General features: G+C 73.0%; 14 protein-coding genes. 1 reads left to right on the forward strand and 13 read right to left on the reverse strand.

The window, feature by feature from the left end:
• Positions 1-42 precede the first annotated feature (42 nt).
• A complete protein-coding gene (locus AQJ58_RS31575; RefSeq protein WP_067256359.1) occupies positions 43-2,568 on the reverse strand; it encodes an ATP-dependent Clp protease ATP-binding subunit in 2,526 nt (841 codons plus the stop codon).
• Between the two features lie 430 nt (positions 2,569-2,998).
• Here AQJ58_RS31575 and AQJ58_RS31580 point away from each other — a divergent pair, with 430 nt between their 5' ends.
• Positions 2,999-3,721: an SCO3374 family protein gene (locus AQJ58_RS31580; protein ID WP_067256361.1), complete on the forward strand. Its 723-nt coding sequence runs from the start codon at positions 2,999-3,001 to the stop codon at positions 3,719-3,721.
• Here the strand turns inward: AQJ58_RS31580 and AQJ58_RS31585 are convergent.
• From AQJ58_RS31585 to AQJ58_RS31640, 12 genes are all read right to left on the reverse strand, one after another.
• Positions 3,700-4,035, reverse strand: coding sequence for a histone-like nucleoid-structuring protein Lsr2 (locus AQJ58_RS31585; protein ID WP_055631914.1), 336 nt, complete (start codon positions 4,033-4,035; stop codon positions 3,700-3,702). The two genes, AQJ58_RS31580 and AQJ58_RS31585, sit on opposite strands and share 22 nt — an antisense overlap.
• 224 nt (positions 4,036-4,259) lie before the next feature.
• Positions 4,260-4,826 carry an amino-acid N-acetyltransferase gene (locus AQJ58_RS31590; protein ID WP_067256363.1) on the reverse strand — a complete coding sequence of 189 codons (567 nt, stop codon included), beginning with the start codon at positions 4,824-4,826 and terminating at the stop codon, positions 4,260-4,262.
• A 9-nt stretch (positions 4,827-4,835) separates the two neighbouring features.
• Complete coding sequence (locus AQJ58_RS31595) at positions 4,836-5,234, reverse strand: BlaI/MecI/CopY family transcriptional regulator (RefSeq protein WP_067256365.1); 399 nt, start codon at positions 5,232-5,234, stop codon at positions 4,836-4,838.
• Between the two features lie 156 nt (positions 5,235-5,390).
• Positions 5,391-5,570 (reverse strand): hypothetical protein, encoded by a 180-nt coding sequence (locus AQJ58_RS31600; RefSeq protein ID WP_067256367.1) that lies wholly within the window; start codon positions 5,568-5,570, stop codon positions 5,391-5,393.
• 57 nt (positions 5,571-5,627) lie between these two features.
• Positions 5,628-6,323 carry a hypothetical protein gene (locus AQJ58_RS31605; RefSeq protein WP_067256369.1) on the reverse strand — a complete coding sequence of 232 codons (696 nt, stop codon included), beginning with the start codon at positions 6,321-6,323 and terminating at the stop codon, positions 5,628-5,630.
• A 108-nt stretch (positions 6,324-6,431) separates the two neighbouring features.
• Positions 6,432-7,229, reverse strand: a complete 798-nt coding sequence (locus tag AQJ58_RS31610) for a type III pantothenate kinase (RefSeq protein WP_067256370.1) — start codon at positions 7,227-7,229, stop codon at positions 6,432-6,434.
• Positions 7,230-7,245: 16 nt separating this feature from the next.
• A complete protein-coding gene (gene nadC / locus AQJ58_RS31615) occupies positions 7,246-8,232 on the reverse strand; it encodes a carboxylating nicotinate-nucleotide diphosphorylase (protein ID WP_067256372.1) in 987 nt (328 codons plus the stop codon).
• A 5-nt stretch (positions 8,233-8,237) separates the two neighbouring features.
• Positions 8,238-9,953, reverse strand: coding sequence for an L-aspartate oxidase (locus AQJ58_RS31620; protein ID WP_067256374.1), 1,716 nt, complete (start codon positions 9,951-9,953; stop codon positions 8,238-8,240).
• Complete coding sequence (gene panC, locus AQJ58_RS31625) at positions 9,950-10,963, reverse strand: pantoate--beta-alanine ligase (RefSeq protein ID WP_067256375.1); 1,014 nt, start codon at positions 10,961-10,963, stop codon at positions 9,950-9,952. The genes AQJ58_RS31620 and panC overlap by 4 nt, the downstream gene beginning before the upstream one ends.
• Complete coding sequence (locus AQJ58_RS31630) at positions 10,960-11,907, reverse strand: Rossmann-like and DUF2520 domain-containing protein (RefSeq protein WP_067256377.1); 948 nt, start codon at positions 11,905-11,907, stop codon at positions 10,960-10,962. The genes panC and AQJ58_RS31630 overlap by 4 nt, the downstream gene beginning before the upstream one ends.
• 111 nt (positions 11,908-12,018) lie before the next feature.
• Positions 12,019-14,694: an amino acid adenylation domain-containing protein gene (locus tag AQJ58_RS31635; protein WP_067256379.1), complete on the reverse strand. Its 2,676-nt coding sequence runs from the start codon at positions 14,692-14,694 to the stop codon at positions 12,019-12,021.
• Positions 14,695-14,743: 49 nt separating this feature from the next.
• On the reverse strand, positions 14,744-15,568 hold the full coding sequence (locus AQJ58_RS31640; RefSeq protein WP_067256380.1) for an SDR family oxidoreductase: 825 nt from the start codon (positions 15,566-15,568) through the stop codon (positions 14,744-14,746).
• Between the last annotated feature and the right edge of the window lie 14 nt (positions 15,569-15,582).

Here is a 15,582-nt window from a genome sequence, read left to right on the forward strand (position 1 = left end):
GTCCCGGGGCAGCCCCTTTGTGTGCGAGCCGAGCGCGGACGCCTACGCGTCCTTGCTCAGGTTCGGGCCGGCGCCGCCGGCGGCCTGCTCGATCGGCGGGACGTCGGGCAGGGCCGACTTCTCCTCGCCGCGGAAGGTGAAGGTCTTGGTGTCACCCTCGCCCTCGGTGTCCACGACCACGATGTGACCGGGACGCAGCTCGCCGAAGAGGATCTTCTCGGAGAGCGTGTCCTCGATCTCGCGCTGGATCGTGCGACGCAGCGGACGCGCGCCCAGCACCGGGTCGTAGCCCTTCTTGGACAGCAGTTCCTTGGCGGACTGGGAGAGCTCGATGCCCATGTCCCGGTCCTTCAGGCGCTCGTCCACCTTGCTGATCATCAGGTCGACGATCCGCAGGATGTCCTCCTGCGTCAGCTGCGGGAAGACGACCACGTCGTCGACGCGGTTGAGGAACTCGGGGCGGAAGTGCTGCTTGAGCTCGTCCGAGACCTTGTTCTTCATGCGCTCGTAGTTGGACTTCGTGTCACCCGAGGCCGCGAAGCCCAGGTTGAAGCCCTTGGAGATGTCCCGGGTGCCGAGGTTGGTCGTCATGATGATGACCGTGTTCTTGAAGTCCACGACCCGGCCCTGGGAGTCGGTCAGGCGACCGTCCTCCAGGATCTGCAGCAGCGAGTTGAAGATGTCCGGGTGGGCCTTCTCGACCTCGTCGAAGAGGACGACGGAGAACGGCTTGCGGCGGACCTTCTCGGTCAGCTGGCCGCCCTCTTCGTAGCCCACGTATCCGGGCGGGGAGCCGAAGAGACGCGAGACCGTGTGCTTCTCGCTGAACTCCGACATGTCGAGGGAGATCAGCGCGTCCTCGTCGCCGAAGAGGAACTCGGCGAGCGCCTTGGACAGCTCGGTCTTACCGACACCGGACGGGCCGGCGAAGATGAACGAACCACCCGGACGCTTCGGGTCCTTGAGGCCGGCGCGGGTACGGCGGATCGCCTTGGACAGCGCCTTGACGGCGTCGACCTGGCCGATGACCCGCTTGTGGAGCTCGTCCTCCATGCGCAGCAGGCGGGACGACTCCTCCTCCGTGAGCTTGAAGACCGGGATGCCGGTGGCCGTGGCGAGGACCTCGGCGATCAGCTCGCCGTCGACCTCGGCGACGACGTCCATGTCGCCGGCCTTCCACTCCTTCTCACGCTTCGCCTTGGCGGCGAGGAGCTGCTTCTCCTTGTCGCGCAGGGAGGCGGCCTTCTCGAAGTCCTGCGAGTCGATCGCGGACTCCTTGTCGCGGCGCACGCCGGCGATCTTCTCGTCGAACTCGCGCAGGTCCGGCGGAGCGGTCATCCGGCGGATACGCATCCGGGAACCGGCCTCGTCGATCAGGTCGATCGCCTTGTCCGGCAGGAAGCGGTCCGAGATGTACCGGTCGGCCAGGGTGGCGGCCTGGACCAGTGCCTCGTCGGTGATGGAGACGCGGTGGTGGGCCTCGTACCGGTCACGGAGACCCTTGAGGATCTCGATGGTGTGCGGCAGCGACGGCTCGGCGACCTGGATGGGCTGGAAGCGGCGCTCGAGGGCGGCGTCCTTCTCCAGGTGCTTGCGGTACTCGTCGAGCGTGGTGGCACCGATGGTCTGGAGCTCACCGCGGGCCAGCATCGGCTTCAGGATCGAAGCGGCGTCGATGGCGCCCTCGGCGGCACCCGCACCGACCAGCGTGTGCAGCTCGTCGATGAACAGGATGATGTCGCCGCGGGTGCGGATCTCCTTGAGCACCTTCTTCAGGCGCTCCTCGAAGTCACCGCGGTAGCGGGAGCCGGCGACCAGCGCGCCGAGGTCGAGGGTGTAGAGGTGCTTGTCCTTGAGGGTCTCGGGCACCTCGCCCTTGACGATGGCCTGGGCGAGGCCCTCGACGACGGCGGTCTTGCCGACGCCGGGCTCACCGATCAGGACCGGGTTGTTCTTGGTACGGCGGGACAGCACCTGCATGACCCGCTCGATCTCCTTCTCGCGCCCGATGACCGGGTCGAGCTTGGACTCACGAGCGGCCTGGGTGAGGTTCCGGCCGAACTGGTCGAGGACCAGGGACGTCGAGGGGGTGCCCTCGGCAGGCCCGCCGGCGGTGGCGGTCTCCTTGCCCTGGTAGCCGGAGAGCAGCTGGATGACCTGCTGCCGCACCCGGTTGAGATCAGCGCCCAGCTTGACGAGGACCTGGGCGGCGACGCCCTCGCCCTCGCGGATCAGGCCGAGCAGGATGTGCTCCGTGCCGATGTAGTTGTGGCCCAGCTGAAGGGCCTCGCGGAGCGACAGCTCCAGGACCTTCTTGGCACGGGGGGTGAAGGGGATGTGCCCGGACGGGGCCTGCTGGCCCTGGCCGATGATCTCCTCCACCTGCTGGCGGACCGCCTCGAGCGAAATCCCGAGGCTCTCAAGGGCCTTGGCGGCGACACCCTCACCCTCGTGGATCAGGCCCAGGAGGATGTGCTCGGTGCCGATGTAGTTGTGGTTGAGCATCCGGGCTTCTTCCTGAGCCAGGACGACAACCCGCCGCGCGCGGTCGGTGAACCTCTCGAACATCGTTAATCGCTCCTCAGAGCGGTCAGGCAGTGGGGGGAACTTCCCCTCCCTGTCCTACCGCAGCTTAGTCCCGCAAGCAGGGACCGCTCATTCCAACTGCCGACACCGTCGATGGCCTCCTGACCCCGAACGCCGACATCTGCTCCAACCCGATGGTGCGAGACGATGTTCCCGCAGGCCAGGCAGTTACCCTCACCATCAGTACGCCGATGGCGAACGTGAGACGCCCTTTCCTGCGTGTCGCCCCCTCCCACTAGGGAAGTCTTACCCGCAGCGACGGACAGTCCATGCCGGGCGCACCCTTTCCCTCCGCTACGGGCGAACAACCTTGCGCCTCCCGAGCCCCGTGCGCGCACCGCCGTTCGCCACTGTGCGCGACCATGAAGGCACCCAGCGTAACTCCGGGGCTCTTGGGACGGTTCTACTCGGCATGGTCCGCTCCGTCCCCCTTCCCCGCCGCCCCGACGGGCCGGTCCGCGGCTGGTACGAGAACGAACTGGGGTGGGCGACGGTGCCCGGGGAGCCGGTACGACTTTCCGTGGGCGACCGCTTCGACGTCCTGGAGGTCCCCGCGGAGGCGGGCCTCGCGGCGCTCGGGCGCCGGCCACCGGGCTTCCCGGTGGCCCTGCACCACGAGACCGGCACAACCGGGACAGGTACAAGCGGGACAGGCACAGGCGGGACAGGCACACGCGGGAGGCCGGGCGGCAGGGACCACGGACTCGGCAGAGACGACGGACTCGGCAGGGACGACGGGCCCGGCCGGGACGGCAAGCCCGGCCGGGGCTGCCGGATGCGGCTCCTGGTGGCCGCCGGGAGCGCCGAGGAGCTGCCGGGGATCCTCCAGTGGCTGGAGTGGGGCGCGTTGCCGCTGGATCTGTCGGCGCTCGGCGAGGGCTCGGTCATGCGGGCGCCGGTGCCGCCGGGGCTCGTCGCCCCGGGCCGCACCCGCCCGGCGCCGGTGCAGGGGGCCGCCGTGTGGCTGCGGCCCCCCGTGGCGGGGTGCGAGGTCGAGGCCTCGCTGCCGACGGTGTCGGCGTCGGGGGGCGCGAAGGACGCCCCCGATCTCGTGCGGTTGGTGGACACGTTGGCAGCGCACTGTCACCGTGTCCGGCTGCGACGGCTCGCCGCTCAGCCGTTGGCCTTCTCGTAAGCCTCGCGAATGGTCGCGGGAACACGGCCACGGTCGTTGACCTCGAAACCGTTCTCCTTCGCCCACGCGCGGATCTGAGCGGTGTCCTGGCTGCTGCCGGAAGCGGCACGCGCCTTTCCACGCCCGCCCGAGGCACGGCCTCCGGTACGACGGCCACCCTTCACATAGGCCTCGAGAAGCCCGCGCAGCTTGTCCGCATTGGCGGTCGTGAGGTCGATCTCGTAGGTCTTGCCGTCCAGCGCGAACGTCACGGTCTCGTCAGCCTCGCCGCCGTCGAGGTCGTCGACAAGAAGGACCTGAACCTTCTGTGCCACCGGATTTCCTTTCATCGATAACGTGAGGGACGGGGGTCCGCGGCGTCCGCCGTTTAGCCGCGCCCTGTTATATGCAGTACTGCAGTACGTCGGAAAGCAAACCGCTTTTGCCGGAAAAACACAAACCCCTGGGAGAGGCCGACAGCCCGCCCCTCGCCCGGAAACGTGCGCGTTTCGGACATAGGGCACCGGTCAAGGCCGGTCCGCCGGAATGGGGGCCACGATCACAGATGCAGAAGCATCCGGCTGTTGCCCAAGGTGTTCGGTTTCACTCGTTCGAGTCCGAGGAACTCCGCTACGCCCTCGTCATAGGAACGCATCAGCTCCGCGTAGACATCGGTGTCCACCGGCGTCTCGCCGATCTCCACGAAGCCGTGCTTGCCGAAGAAGTCCACTTCGAAGGTCAGGCAGAAAACGCGACGAACGCCGAGCCAGCGCGCGGTGTGCAGCAACTTCTCCAACAACCGGTGGCCCACACCGGAGCCCTTCAGGCCGGGCTTCACGGCGAGAGTGCGCACTTCAGCGAGGTCTTCCCACATCACGTGCAGCGCGCCGCAGCCGACGACCTCGGCGTTGTCGTCGCGTTCGGCGACCCAGAACTCCTGGATGTCCTCGTAAAGGGTCACGGTCGCTTTGTCGAGGAGGATGCCGCCGCGGACGTACGCGTCGAGGAGTCGGCGCACGGCGGGGACATCGGCGGTACGGGCCCGCCGGACGGTGATGGCTTTAGCGCTGACTTCGAGGTTCTCGGGGTTCTCGGGGTTCTCGCCGACGGGGCTCTCTGCGGACATGTGCGGACGCTATCGCCCGCCGCCCCCGGATGCCGAGGCGGGGTTCTCCCCGGCGGTGCCGGCGGATGCGGCTTCGGATGTTTCGGGACCTTGGACGATGCGTACGGCGTCGCGCAGCGCCTGTCGCTGTTCGTCGCTCATCATCCCGAAGAAGGCGACGAGGGCGGCGGCGGGGTTGTCGCTCTGCGCCCAGGCGTCGTTCATGAGGGCGGCGGCGTAGGCGGCGCGGGTGGAGACCGCCTCATATCGATAGGCCCGGCCTTCGGCCTCGCGGCGCACCCAGCCCTTCTGATGGAGATTGTCCAAAACGGTCATCACCGTGGTGTAGGCGATGGACCGTTCACGCTGAAGGTCTTCCAGGACTTCCCGAACGGTCACCGGGCGGTTCCACTTCCACACCCGCGTCATGACCGCGTCTTCGAGTTCTCCCAAGGGGCGAGGCACCCTCAGCACAATAGTGGGAGATCTCGGCAATCGCGTGCCGAACGTGCGCTTACGCTGTCGAACAGGAGCAAAAAGGGCGTACGGCTCCGGGAGGAGCCGTACGCCCAGGGGGGCCGGGGGTCAGGCGTCGGTGGCCGCGGGGGCCTGGCCGGCGCCCTGCGTGCGCGCGAGGGCGGCGTCGACGGCCGCGTCCTCCTTGGCCTTGTTGGCGCCTCCCTGGCTCTTCACGATCACCCTGATCACACCGATGAAGAACACGGCCATGACGACGGGGGGCACCAGCGCGGAGACATAGTCCATGGCTCCAGGGTAGCCACGGGCGGACGGGACGCCGGGCCGGGGTCGGACCGGCGCGTCTCAGCCGACGGCCAGGGTCCGCTGCTCCGGTTCGGCGGGCGGCGGCGCGGGGGTGGGTCTGCGGCGCGGGAAGACCTCGCCCGGGGTGGGGACGGGGCGGCGGCCCGGTTCGGGGGCGGGCCGCTTCACGGGGCCGGGAGCCGGGCCGGGAGCCGGTGCGGCGGGCCGCTCGGCGGGCTTCTTGCGGGGCTCCTCGCGCGGTGCGTCGTCGGAGCCGGTCGCCGGGGCGCCGTCGGCCTCGGCGGAGCGGCCTCCCGGAAGGGCGAGGAGGCGCGTACGGGACGCCGGGACCAGGGGGGCGGCCACAGAGGCCTGGCGGGGCGTGCGGCGCGCCAGGCGGGCCCGTACGTCCTGCTCGGCGAGCACCTGGCAGCGGGCCAGGAGGGCGGCGGCGGCCGGATCGTGCCGCAGGGTGCGCAGCGCGGCGAGGTCCTCGGGGCCGGGCCGGTGCCCGGTGGCCAGGACCTCCTCCAGGAGCGGGAGGTAGCCGGCGGCGGCGCCGGGCAGGGCGGCGCGGTACCGGCCGAGGTCGGCCACCAGGAAGGCCCGCAACCGGGCGGCCTCGCACAGGGCCTCGTCGAGGGACTCGGCTAGGCGATGGCAGTCCTGGACGTCCTCGTCGCTGGCGGGGCCGGGGTGGAGGGCGAGGGCGAGGGCGCGGCGGAGCACGCGCAGCTCCTCCGCGCCGAACGCCATGCCGCCGCGGGATCCGTATGGCGTGGGCATGTGCCGACGATACGCGCTAATCGGACAAATTCGACATAGGGGGCAGGTGTGGCGCGCGCGAATCCGCCCCCCGGCCCCTCACATGCGGGAGACGTTCCGCTCGTACACCAGCCGCAGCCCGATCAGCGTCAGCCACGGCTCGTGCTCGTCGATCACCGACGACTCGCCGAGGACCATGGGCGCGAGGCCGCCCGTCGCGATCACGGTGACGTCGTCGGGGTCCTCCGCCAGCTCCCGGGCCATCCGGGTGACCACACCGTCGACCTGGCCCGCGAAGCCGTAGACGATGCCGGACTGCATCGCCTCGACCGTGTTCTTGCCGATCACGCTGCGCGGCCGGGCCACCTCGATCTTGCGGAGCTGGGCCGCCTTGACGCCGAGGGCCTCCACGGAGATCTCGATGCCCGGGGCGATCACCCCGCCCACATACTCGCCGCGCGCGCTGACCGCGTCGAACGTCGTCGCCGTGCCGAAGTCGACGACGATCGCCGGGCCGCCGTAGAGCTCGTTCGCGGCGACCGCGTTGATGATGCGGTCGGCGCCGACCTCCTTGGGGTTGTCGAAGAGGATCGGCACCCCGGTCTTGACTCCCGGTTCGACGAGGATCGCGGGGACGTCGCCGTAGTACCGGCGGGTCACCTCGCGCAGTTCGTGCAGCACCGAGGGGACGGTCGCGCAGATCGCGATGCCGTCGATGCCGTCGCCCAGCTCCACGCCCAGCAGCGGGTGCATGCCCATCAGGCCCTGTAGGAGGACCGCGAGCTCGTCGGCCGTACGGCGGGGGTCGGTCGAGATCCGCCAGTGCTCGACGATCTCCTCACCGTCGAACAGGCCGAGCACCGTCTGGGTGTTCCCCACGTCGATCGTCAGCAGCATGACCGGTACCCGCTCCCTACTCCGCGTCCCGCAGATCCAGGCCGATGTCCAGGATCGGCGAGGAGTGGGTGAGGGCGCCGACGGCCAGGAAGTCGACGCCGGTGTCGGCGTAGGCCTTGGCGTTCTCCAGGGTCAGCCGGCCCGAGGCCTCCAGCAGGGCCCGTCCGCCGACGATGCCCACCGCCTCGGCGCACTCGCCGGGGGTGAAGTTGTCCAGCAGGATCAGGTCGGCGCCCGCGTCCACGACCTCGCGGAGCTGGTGCAGGGTGTCGACCTCCACCTCGATCGGCACGTCGGGGAAGGCCTCCCGCACGGCCGTGAAGGCCTGGGCGACGCCGCCCGCCGCGACGACGTGGTTGTCCTTGACGAGGGCCGCGTCCGACAGCGACATGCGGTGGTTGACGCCACCGCCCGCGCGGACCGCGAACTTCTCCAGGGAGCGCAGGCCCGGCGTGGTCTTGCGGGTGTCCCGCACGCGTGCCTTCGTGCCCTGAAGGGTGTCCGCCCACGCGCGCGTGGCCGTCGCGATCCCCGACAGCCGGCACAGCAGGTTCAGGGCGCTGCGCTCGGCGGTCAGCAGGTCGCGTGTGCGGGTCGTCACCGACAGCAGCTTCTGGCCCGCCTCCACCCGGTCGCCGTCCTCCACGTGCCGCTCGACCTCGAACTCGTCGGTGCACACCACCGAGACGACCGCCTCGGCGACCCGCAGGCCGGCGACCACGCCCGCCTCACGCGCGGTGAAGTCGGCGGTGGCCACCGCCTCCTCGGCGATGGTCGCGACCGTCGTCACGTCCACGCCGTGCGCCAGGTCCTCCTGGATGGCGACGTTGGCGATGTCCTCGACCTCGACCGGGTCGAGCCCGGCCTCGGCCAGGAGCTGGGCGAGCGCGGGGTCGAGACCGCACTCGAGGTATTCCTCGTCGCCGAGGTCGCCCTCTGCGCCGCAGGCGCAGCCGTCGCCGCAGCCGCCGGTCGGGGCGAGGGGGAGGTCGTCGGTGCTCACGTGTGTCACTGCTCCTGCTGGTGCTGCCGGGTCGGGGGGAAGTCTGCGGTATCGGTGGTGTGTACGGCGAGGGACCGGTCCGGATTCAGCCGTACGACGATGTGCCGGCACCATGCCGCGTCGTCGCGGTCGGCGTGGTCCTCGCGCCAGTGGCAGCCGCGCGTCTCCTCGCGCAGCGCGGCGGCGGCGACCAGGACGCGGGCCACGCACAGGAGGTTGGTGGCCTCCCAGGTGTCCACGCCGGGCTCGGCGGTCTTGCCGTTCTCGTCCAGCGCGTCCCGGGCCTCGGCGTGCAGGCGCTGGAGCTGGTCGGCGGCCTTGGCCAGGGACTCGGCGGAGCGCAGCACCCCGGCGCCCTCGGTCATGATCCGCTGGATCGCGAACCGGGCCTCGGCGCCGAGCAGCGGGTGCGCGGGCCGGAGCGGGTGCTCCACGGGGGCGGGCACGCGCGCGGGCAGCGCGTGGCCGGCGTGGGTGTCGGCGATGTCGGCGGCGATCCGCTCGGCGTAGACCAGGCCCTCCAGGAGGGAGTTGGAGGCGAGCCGGTTCGCGCCGTGCACCCCGGTGCAGGCGACCTCGCCGCACGCGTACAGGCCCGGGACGGTCGTGCGGCCGCGCGAGTCGGTGCGTACCCCGCCGGAGGCGTAGTGGGCCGCCGGGGCGATCGGGATGGGGTCGTGGACGGGGTCGATGCCGTGGGCGCGGCAGGCGGCGAGGATCGTGGGGAAGCGGTGCTCCCACATCTCGGCGCCGAAGTGGCGGGCGTCGAGGAACATCTGCTCGGCGTCCTGCTCCTGCATCCGGCGCATGATGCCCTTGGCGACGATGTCCCGGGGCGCCAGCTCGGCGAGTTCGTGCTGCCCGAGCATGAAGCGCACGCCGTCCGCGTCCACCAGGTGGGCGCCCTCGCCGCGCACGGCCTCGGAGACCAGCGGCTGCTGGCCCTCCGCGTCCGGGCCGAGGAACAGCACGGTCGGGTGGAACTGCACGAACTCCAGGTCGCTGACCTCCGCACCGGCCCGCAGCGCGAGCGCCACGCCGTCGCCCGTCGACACGGACGGGTTGGTGGTCGCGGAGAAGACCTGGCCCATGCCGCCCGTGGCGAGCACGACCGCCGGGGCGTGCACGGCGCCCACGCCGTCGTGCTGGCCCTCGCCCATCACGTGCAGGCTGACGCCCGCCGTGCGGCCGTCGGCGTCCGTGAGCAGGTCCAGGACGAGGGCGTTCTCGATGGTCCGTACGCCCCGCGCGCGGGCGGCCTCGACGAGCGCGCGGGAGATCTCGGCGCCGGTGGCGTCGCCGCCCGCGTGGGCGATCCGGCGCCGGTGGTGGCCGCCCTCGCGGGTGAGTTCCAGGTCGCCCTCGGCGGACTCGTCGAAGTGCGCGCCGGTCTCGATCAGCCGCCGTACGGCGTCCGGGCCCTCGGTGACGAGGATGCGGACGGCTTCCTCGTCGCACAGGCCCGCGCCCGCCACCAGGGTGTCGTCCAGGTGCTGCTCGGGGGTGTCGCCCTCGCCGAGGGCCGCGGCGATGCCGCCCTGCGCCCAGCGGGTGGAGCCGTCGTCGAGCCGGGCCTTGGTGACGACGACGGTGTTCAGGCCGGCGGCCTCGCAGCGCAGGGCCGCGGTGAGCCCCGCCACGCCGGAGCCGACGACCACCACGTCGGCGGAGATCGACCAGCCCGGGGCGGGCGCGTGCAGTCGTATGCCTGTGCTGGTCACGAGGCGGCTCCGAAGGATCCGAAGGTGAGGGGGAGGTTGTCGATCAGCCGGGTCGTCCCGACCCGGGCGGCGACGGCGAGCACGGCCTCGCCGGTGAAACCGTCCTCGCCGTCGCCGATCTCCGTGAAGTCGGACGGGTCGACGAGGGCGAGGTAGTCGAGTTCCAGCGGCGGGTCCAGGTGTGCGGCCTCGTCGAGGACCAGCCGGGCGGCCGCGCGGACGGCGGCCGGACCGCCCGGGGCGGCCTGGGCGACGGCGTGGGCGTCGGCCGCCGCGCGGGACTCCCCGAGGGCGCTGAGCGCCTCGGCACGCGCGTGCGTGGCGGGCACCTCACGCGCGCGTGCCCGCAGCGCCTCCTGGGCGGCGTGCCGGTCGCGGCCGGCGAACAGGGCCGCCGACAGCGCGAGGGCGGTGCGCCGCTGCGGCGCGGAGAGGTAGCGGTTGCGGCTGGACAGGGCGAGCCCGTCGTCCTCGCGGACGGTGGGGACGCCGACGATCTCGACGCCGAAGTTCAGGTCCCGGACCATCCGGCGGATCAGGGCGAGCTGCTGGGCGTCCTTCTGGCCGTACAGCGCCACGTCGGGCCGGGTGAGGTGGAGCAGCTTGGCGACGACGGTGAGCACGCCGTCGAAGTGGCCGGGGCGCGAGGCGCCCTCCAGCCGCTCCCCCATCGGGCCCGCGCTGATCCGGACCTGGGGTTCGCCGCCGGGGTAGACCTCGTCCACGGCCGGGGCGAACACGGCGTCCGCGCCCGCCTCGCCGGCGATCTTGAGGTCGGCGTCGAGGGTGCGCGGATAGCGGTCGAGGTCCTCGCCCCGGCCGAACTGGAGCGGGTTGACGAAGACGGTGACGACGACCTCGCCGTCCGGCCCGGCGAGGTCGCGGGCGGTGCGGATCAGCGTGGCGTGGCCCTCGTGCAGGGCGCCCATCGTCATCACGACGGCCCGGCGGCCGCCCCGCGCGCGTGCGTGCAGTTCGGCGGCGGTGCGCAGGAGGGTGGGGGTGGTCATCCGGCGTCTCCTTCGGGGCCGGCGGTGCCCGGGGCGCCGTCGGCCCGGCCCGCGAGGACGCCGAGGAGGTCCTCGGCCAGTTCCGGCTTGAGCAGTCCGTGGGCGAGCGCGCGGTCGGCGGTCGCCCGGGCCATCGCCAGGTACCCGGCGACGGTCTGCGGGGCGTGCCGGCGCAGCTCGGCGACGTGCGCGGCGACCGTGCCGGCGTCACCGCGGGCGACGGGGCCGGTCAGCGCGGCGTCGCCGGAGCGCAGCGCGTTGTCGAGGGCGGCGCCGAGGAGGGGGCCCAGCATCCGGTCGGGGGCCGCGACGCCCGCCGCCCGCAGCAGCTCCATGGACTGGGCGACGAGGGTGACCAGATGGTTGGCGCCGAGGGCGAGGGCCGCGTGGTAGAGCGGGCGGTTCTCCTCGGCGATCCACTCGGGTTCGCCGCCCATCTCGATGACGAGGGCCTCGGCGGCCAGCCGCAGCTCGTCGGGGGCGGTCACGCCGAAGGAGCAGCCGGCGAGGCGCTGGACGTCGACGGGCGTGCCGGTGAACGTCATCGCGGGGTGCAGGGCCAGGGGCAGCGCGCCCGCGCGCAGGGCGGGTTCGAGGACCTGCGCGCCGTAGCGGCCGGAGGTGTGCACCAGGAGCTGTCCGGGCCGTACGGCGCCGGTCTCGGCGAGGCCCTGCACCAGGCCGGGCAGGGTGTCGTCGGGGACGGTGAGCAGCACCAGGTCGGCGTGGCGGAGGACCTCGGCGGGCGGCAGCAGCGGCACGTCGGGCAGCAGCAGCGCGGCCCGCCGCCGGGAGGCGTCGGAGACTCCGGAGACGGCCACCGGGCGGTGTCCGGCGAGCTGGAGGGACGCGGCCAGGGCAGGCCCCACGCGGCCGGCGCCGACGACACCGACGGTGAGCCGCGCGGGGCGGTCCCTGGGGTCTGGTTGTTGAAATGCACTCACGCGAGGGCGGCCTTCCCGTTCCAGTCCGCGCGGGGTACCGGACGATTTCTCGTCATGTTAACGCGATTGGGGTTCGGGGCGGCCCGCTCGTCGCGCGGCGGGGCCGGGGCGTCAGCCGGTGAGGGCCCGGATGGTGGGCGTGCGGTAGAGGTCGCGCAGCGGTACGGCGGTGAGTCCGCGGGCGCGCAGGGCGGCGCTGACACGGACGGCGAACAGGGAGTTTCCGCCGAGTTCGAAGAAATCGTCGTCGAGACCGACGGGGGTGCCGAGGACGGATGCCCAGATCTCCTGCAGGGCCTCGGCGAGACCAGTGTCACGTACCGGGTCGGAGGTCCGCGGGGCGGTCGCCGCGGTGGCCGGGGAGCGCAGCGGGGCCGGGAGCCGGTCCGCGTCCAGCTTGCCGTTGGCGGTGAGGGGCAGGGCGTCGAGGGGGGTGACGGTCGCCGGGACCATGTGCTCGGGAAGGATTCCGGCGGCCCGCCTGCGGATGCCCTGCGGGTCGGCGGCCGGGGGACCCTCGGCGGGTACGACGTAGGCGTCCAGACGGGCCGTGGCCGGGTCGGCGGGGTCCTCGCGGCGCACCACGACGGCCGCGGCGGTGACGGCGGGGTCCTCCAGGAGCACCGAGCGGATCTCGTCGAGCTCGATGCGGAAGCCCCGGATCTTGACCTGGCTGTCGATCCGGCCGAGGTGTTCGAGCCGCCCGTCGGGGCGGAGCCGGCCGAGGTCGCCGCTGCGGTACAGCCGGGCGGAGGGCTCTTCGGCGTACGGGTCCGGCAGGAAGCGTTCGTCGGTCAGCGCGGGCCGGTCGAGGTAGCCGGTGGCGACGCCCGCGCCGCCGACCAGGATCTCGCCGGTGACGCCCGGCGGCACGAGCCGGCCGCGCCCGTCGGTGACGTACAGGTGCCAGCCGGGCAGGGCGGGGCCGACGCAGCGGGAGCCGGCGAGGGCGAGCGCGCGGGTGACGGTCTGGGCCGTGACGTGCACGGTGGTCTCGGTGATGCCGAACATGTTGACCGTGCGGCAGGCGGTTTCGGGGTGCCGGTCGAACCAGGGCAGCAGCATGCGGCTGTCCAGGGGTTCGCCGCCGAACACCACCAGCCGGACCGGCAGCGCGGCGTGGTCGGTCCGCAGCAGCTGGGAGAAGGCGGACGGGGTCTGGCTGAGCACCGTGACCCCTCGCTCCAGGAGGAGGTCGCGGAAGTCCTCGGGCTCGCGGCTGACGAAGTACGGCACCACGACCAGCCGCCCGCCGGTCAGCAGGCAGCCCCAGATCTCCCACACCGAGAAGTCGAAGGCGGCGGAGTGGAAGAGGGTCCAGGTGTCGTCGGGGCCGAGCCGGTAGGTGTCCCGGGTGGCGTCGATCAGGGCGGTCACGTTGCGGTGCGGCACCAGCACGCCCTTGGGGCGGCCCGTGGAGCCGGAGGTGTAGATGACGTACGCGGGGTCGTCCGGGGCGGTTTCGGGGAGGGGGGCCGGGGTGGCCTCGGCCAGGTCCGCGGGCGTCACGAGGACGACCCCGTCCGCGCGCGGGAACGCGGCGAGGCGGGTCACCACGAGGTGCAGCCCGGCGTCCCCGACGGTGTGGGCGAGCCGCTCGGCCGGGTAGGCGGGGTCGGTCGGCACGTACGCCGCACCCGCCCGGACCACGCCGAGCAGGGTGACCACGAGTTCCGCGGTGCGCTCCAGGCAGACCCCGACCCGGTCGCCGGGGCGGACGCCGTGGGCCAGCAGCCCGGCGGCGACGCGGGCGGACCGTTCGTCCAGTTCACGGTAGGTGAGGTCGGTGGTGCCGTCGCAGAGGGCGACGGCGTCGGGGGAGGCGGCGGCGATCCGCGCGAACGCCGCGGGCAGCGTGTCCGGCGCGGAGCGCGGCGTCGCGGCGGGCCGGCCGAGCCGGGCCACCCGGGAGCGCTCCTCGGCGTCCAGCAGCTCCACGTCCCCGACCGTCGTCTCCGGGGCGAGGGCTGCCTGCCGGCAGACCGTGGCGTAGTGCCGGGTGAAGCCCTCGGCGACCGCCGTCGAGACATGGCTGTGCCGGTAGTGGCAGGTGAGACGGGTGCCGCCGGAGGGGAGGGGCGAGAAGGCGAAGGTGAGGGGGAAGGGCGGGGCGAGGCAGGGGAGATGGCCGGCGGGGACCGCGTCGCCGTCGTCGAGGAGCCCCGCGAGCACCGCCCCGGTCACCCGCCGCGGTTCCGTCCGGGCCAGCTCGCCCAGGGTGGCCGAGTCGGGCAGCTCGTACCGCAGGGGCCCGGTCCGGTCGGTGGCGACCGTCGCCGAGCCGGTCCCGCCGTGGCCGTCGTAGCGGGCGAGGGTCAGCGCCAGGGCGGGCAGAGCCGGTGCGGTGTGCGGGAAGGGCAGGTCCAGGGCGTAGGTGCCGCAGGTCGTGGCGGACGGGTCGCCCCCACCCCAGTCGGGGGCGCCGGCCGCGGCCGGGAACGGGGCGCGCCCGGCGTCGGGTCCGGGGCACGGGGTGGGCGGGCGCTCCCCCGTCAGCACCTCCGTCAGCCGGCGCAGCCCGGCCCCGTCCAGGCGGTCGCGGTGGGCGACGAGGACCAGGTCCGCCGTGCCGTCGCCGTACCGCAGCAGGACGCAGCGCACGTCCCGCTCGACCGGGCGGCGCAGTTCGGCCTCACGGCGGCGGACGGCGAGCGGCTCGCCCGGGGCGGCCGGGACGTCGTCCGTCCACAGCCGCCAGGGGCCCGCCGCGGCCAGCCGGTCCCGCAGTCGTCGTACGTCCGTCCCGGTCACCGGGACACGGACGGCATGGCACTGTGCACCCGGCACGGGTGACCTCCCCTGATCCTGATCCTGATCCTGTTGCTGCCCGTGGCGTTCAGCGCGCGGAGAACCCGCCGTCGACCGTCAGGGTCGTCCCGGTGACCTGCCGTGCGTCGTCGGAGAGGAGGTGGACGACGGCCGCCGCCACGTCCTCCGGTTCGATGAGCGCGTTCATCGGCTGGGCGGCGACGAACTCCTCCTCGTGCTCGCCCACCGGTACGTCGAGGGCGCGGGCGATCTCGGCGAGCATCCGCCCCTCGGCGGCCGGGTCGTCGCGGACCGAGCCGGGGCAGACGGCGTTGACCCGGACCTTGCGGGGGGCGTAGTCGAGGGCCGCCGCCCTGGTGAGCCCGATCAGTCCGTGCTTGGCGGCGACGTACCCGGCGAAGTGCCGGTAGCCGACCAGGCCCGCCGTGGAGGCGACGTTGACGATGCTGCCCGAGCGGCGGGCGCACATGGCCTTGCCGACGGTACGGATCATCCGCCAGGCACCGGAGAGGTCGACGTCGATCATCAGCGCCCACTCCTCCTCGCCGATCTCGTGCGCGGGGCGGCCGGAGGGCGCCGCGATGCCCGCGTTGTTGACGACCCCGTCGAGGGCGCCGAACCGGTCCCCGGCGAGCGCCACCGCCTCCTCGACGGACCGGAGGTCGCGGACGTCGCAGCGGGCGGTCAGCACGGCCGAGCCGGCCTCCCGGCACAGGGCCGCGGTGTGCTCCAGCTGCCCCTCGGTGCCCAGCGGATACGGCACCCCGGGCAGGTCGCCGCAGATGTCGAGGAGCGCCAGGTCGGCGCCCTCGGCCGCGCACGCCACCGCGGTGGCCCGCCCGAGCCCGCGGGCCGCCCCGGTGACGACGACGGTCTTCCCTGTCAGACGCATGGCCCGCTCCCTCG

The organism is Streptomyces sp. DSM 15324, from assembly GCF_001514285.1.
In the GTDB taxonomy this organism is placed as follows: domain Bacteria; phylum Actinomycetota; class Actinomycetes; order Streptomycetales; family Streptomycetaceae; genus Streptomyces.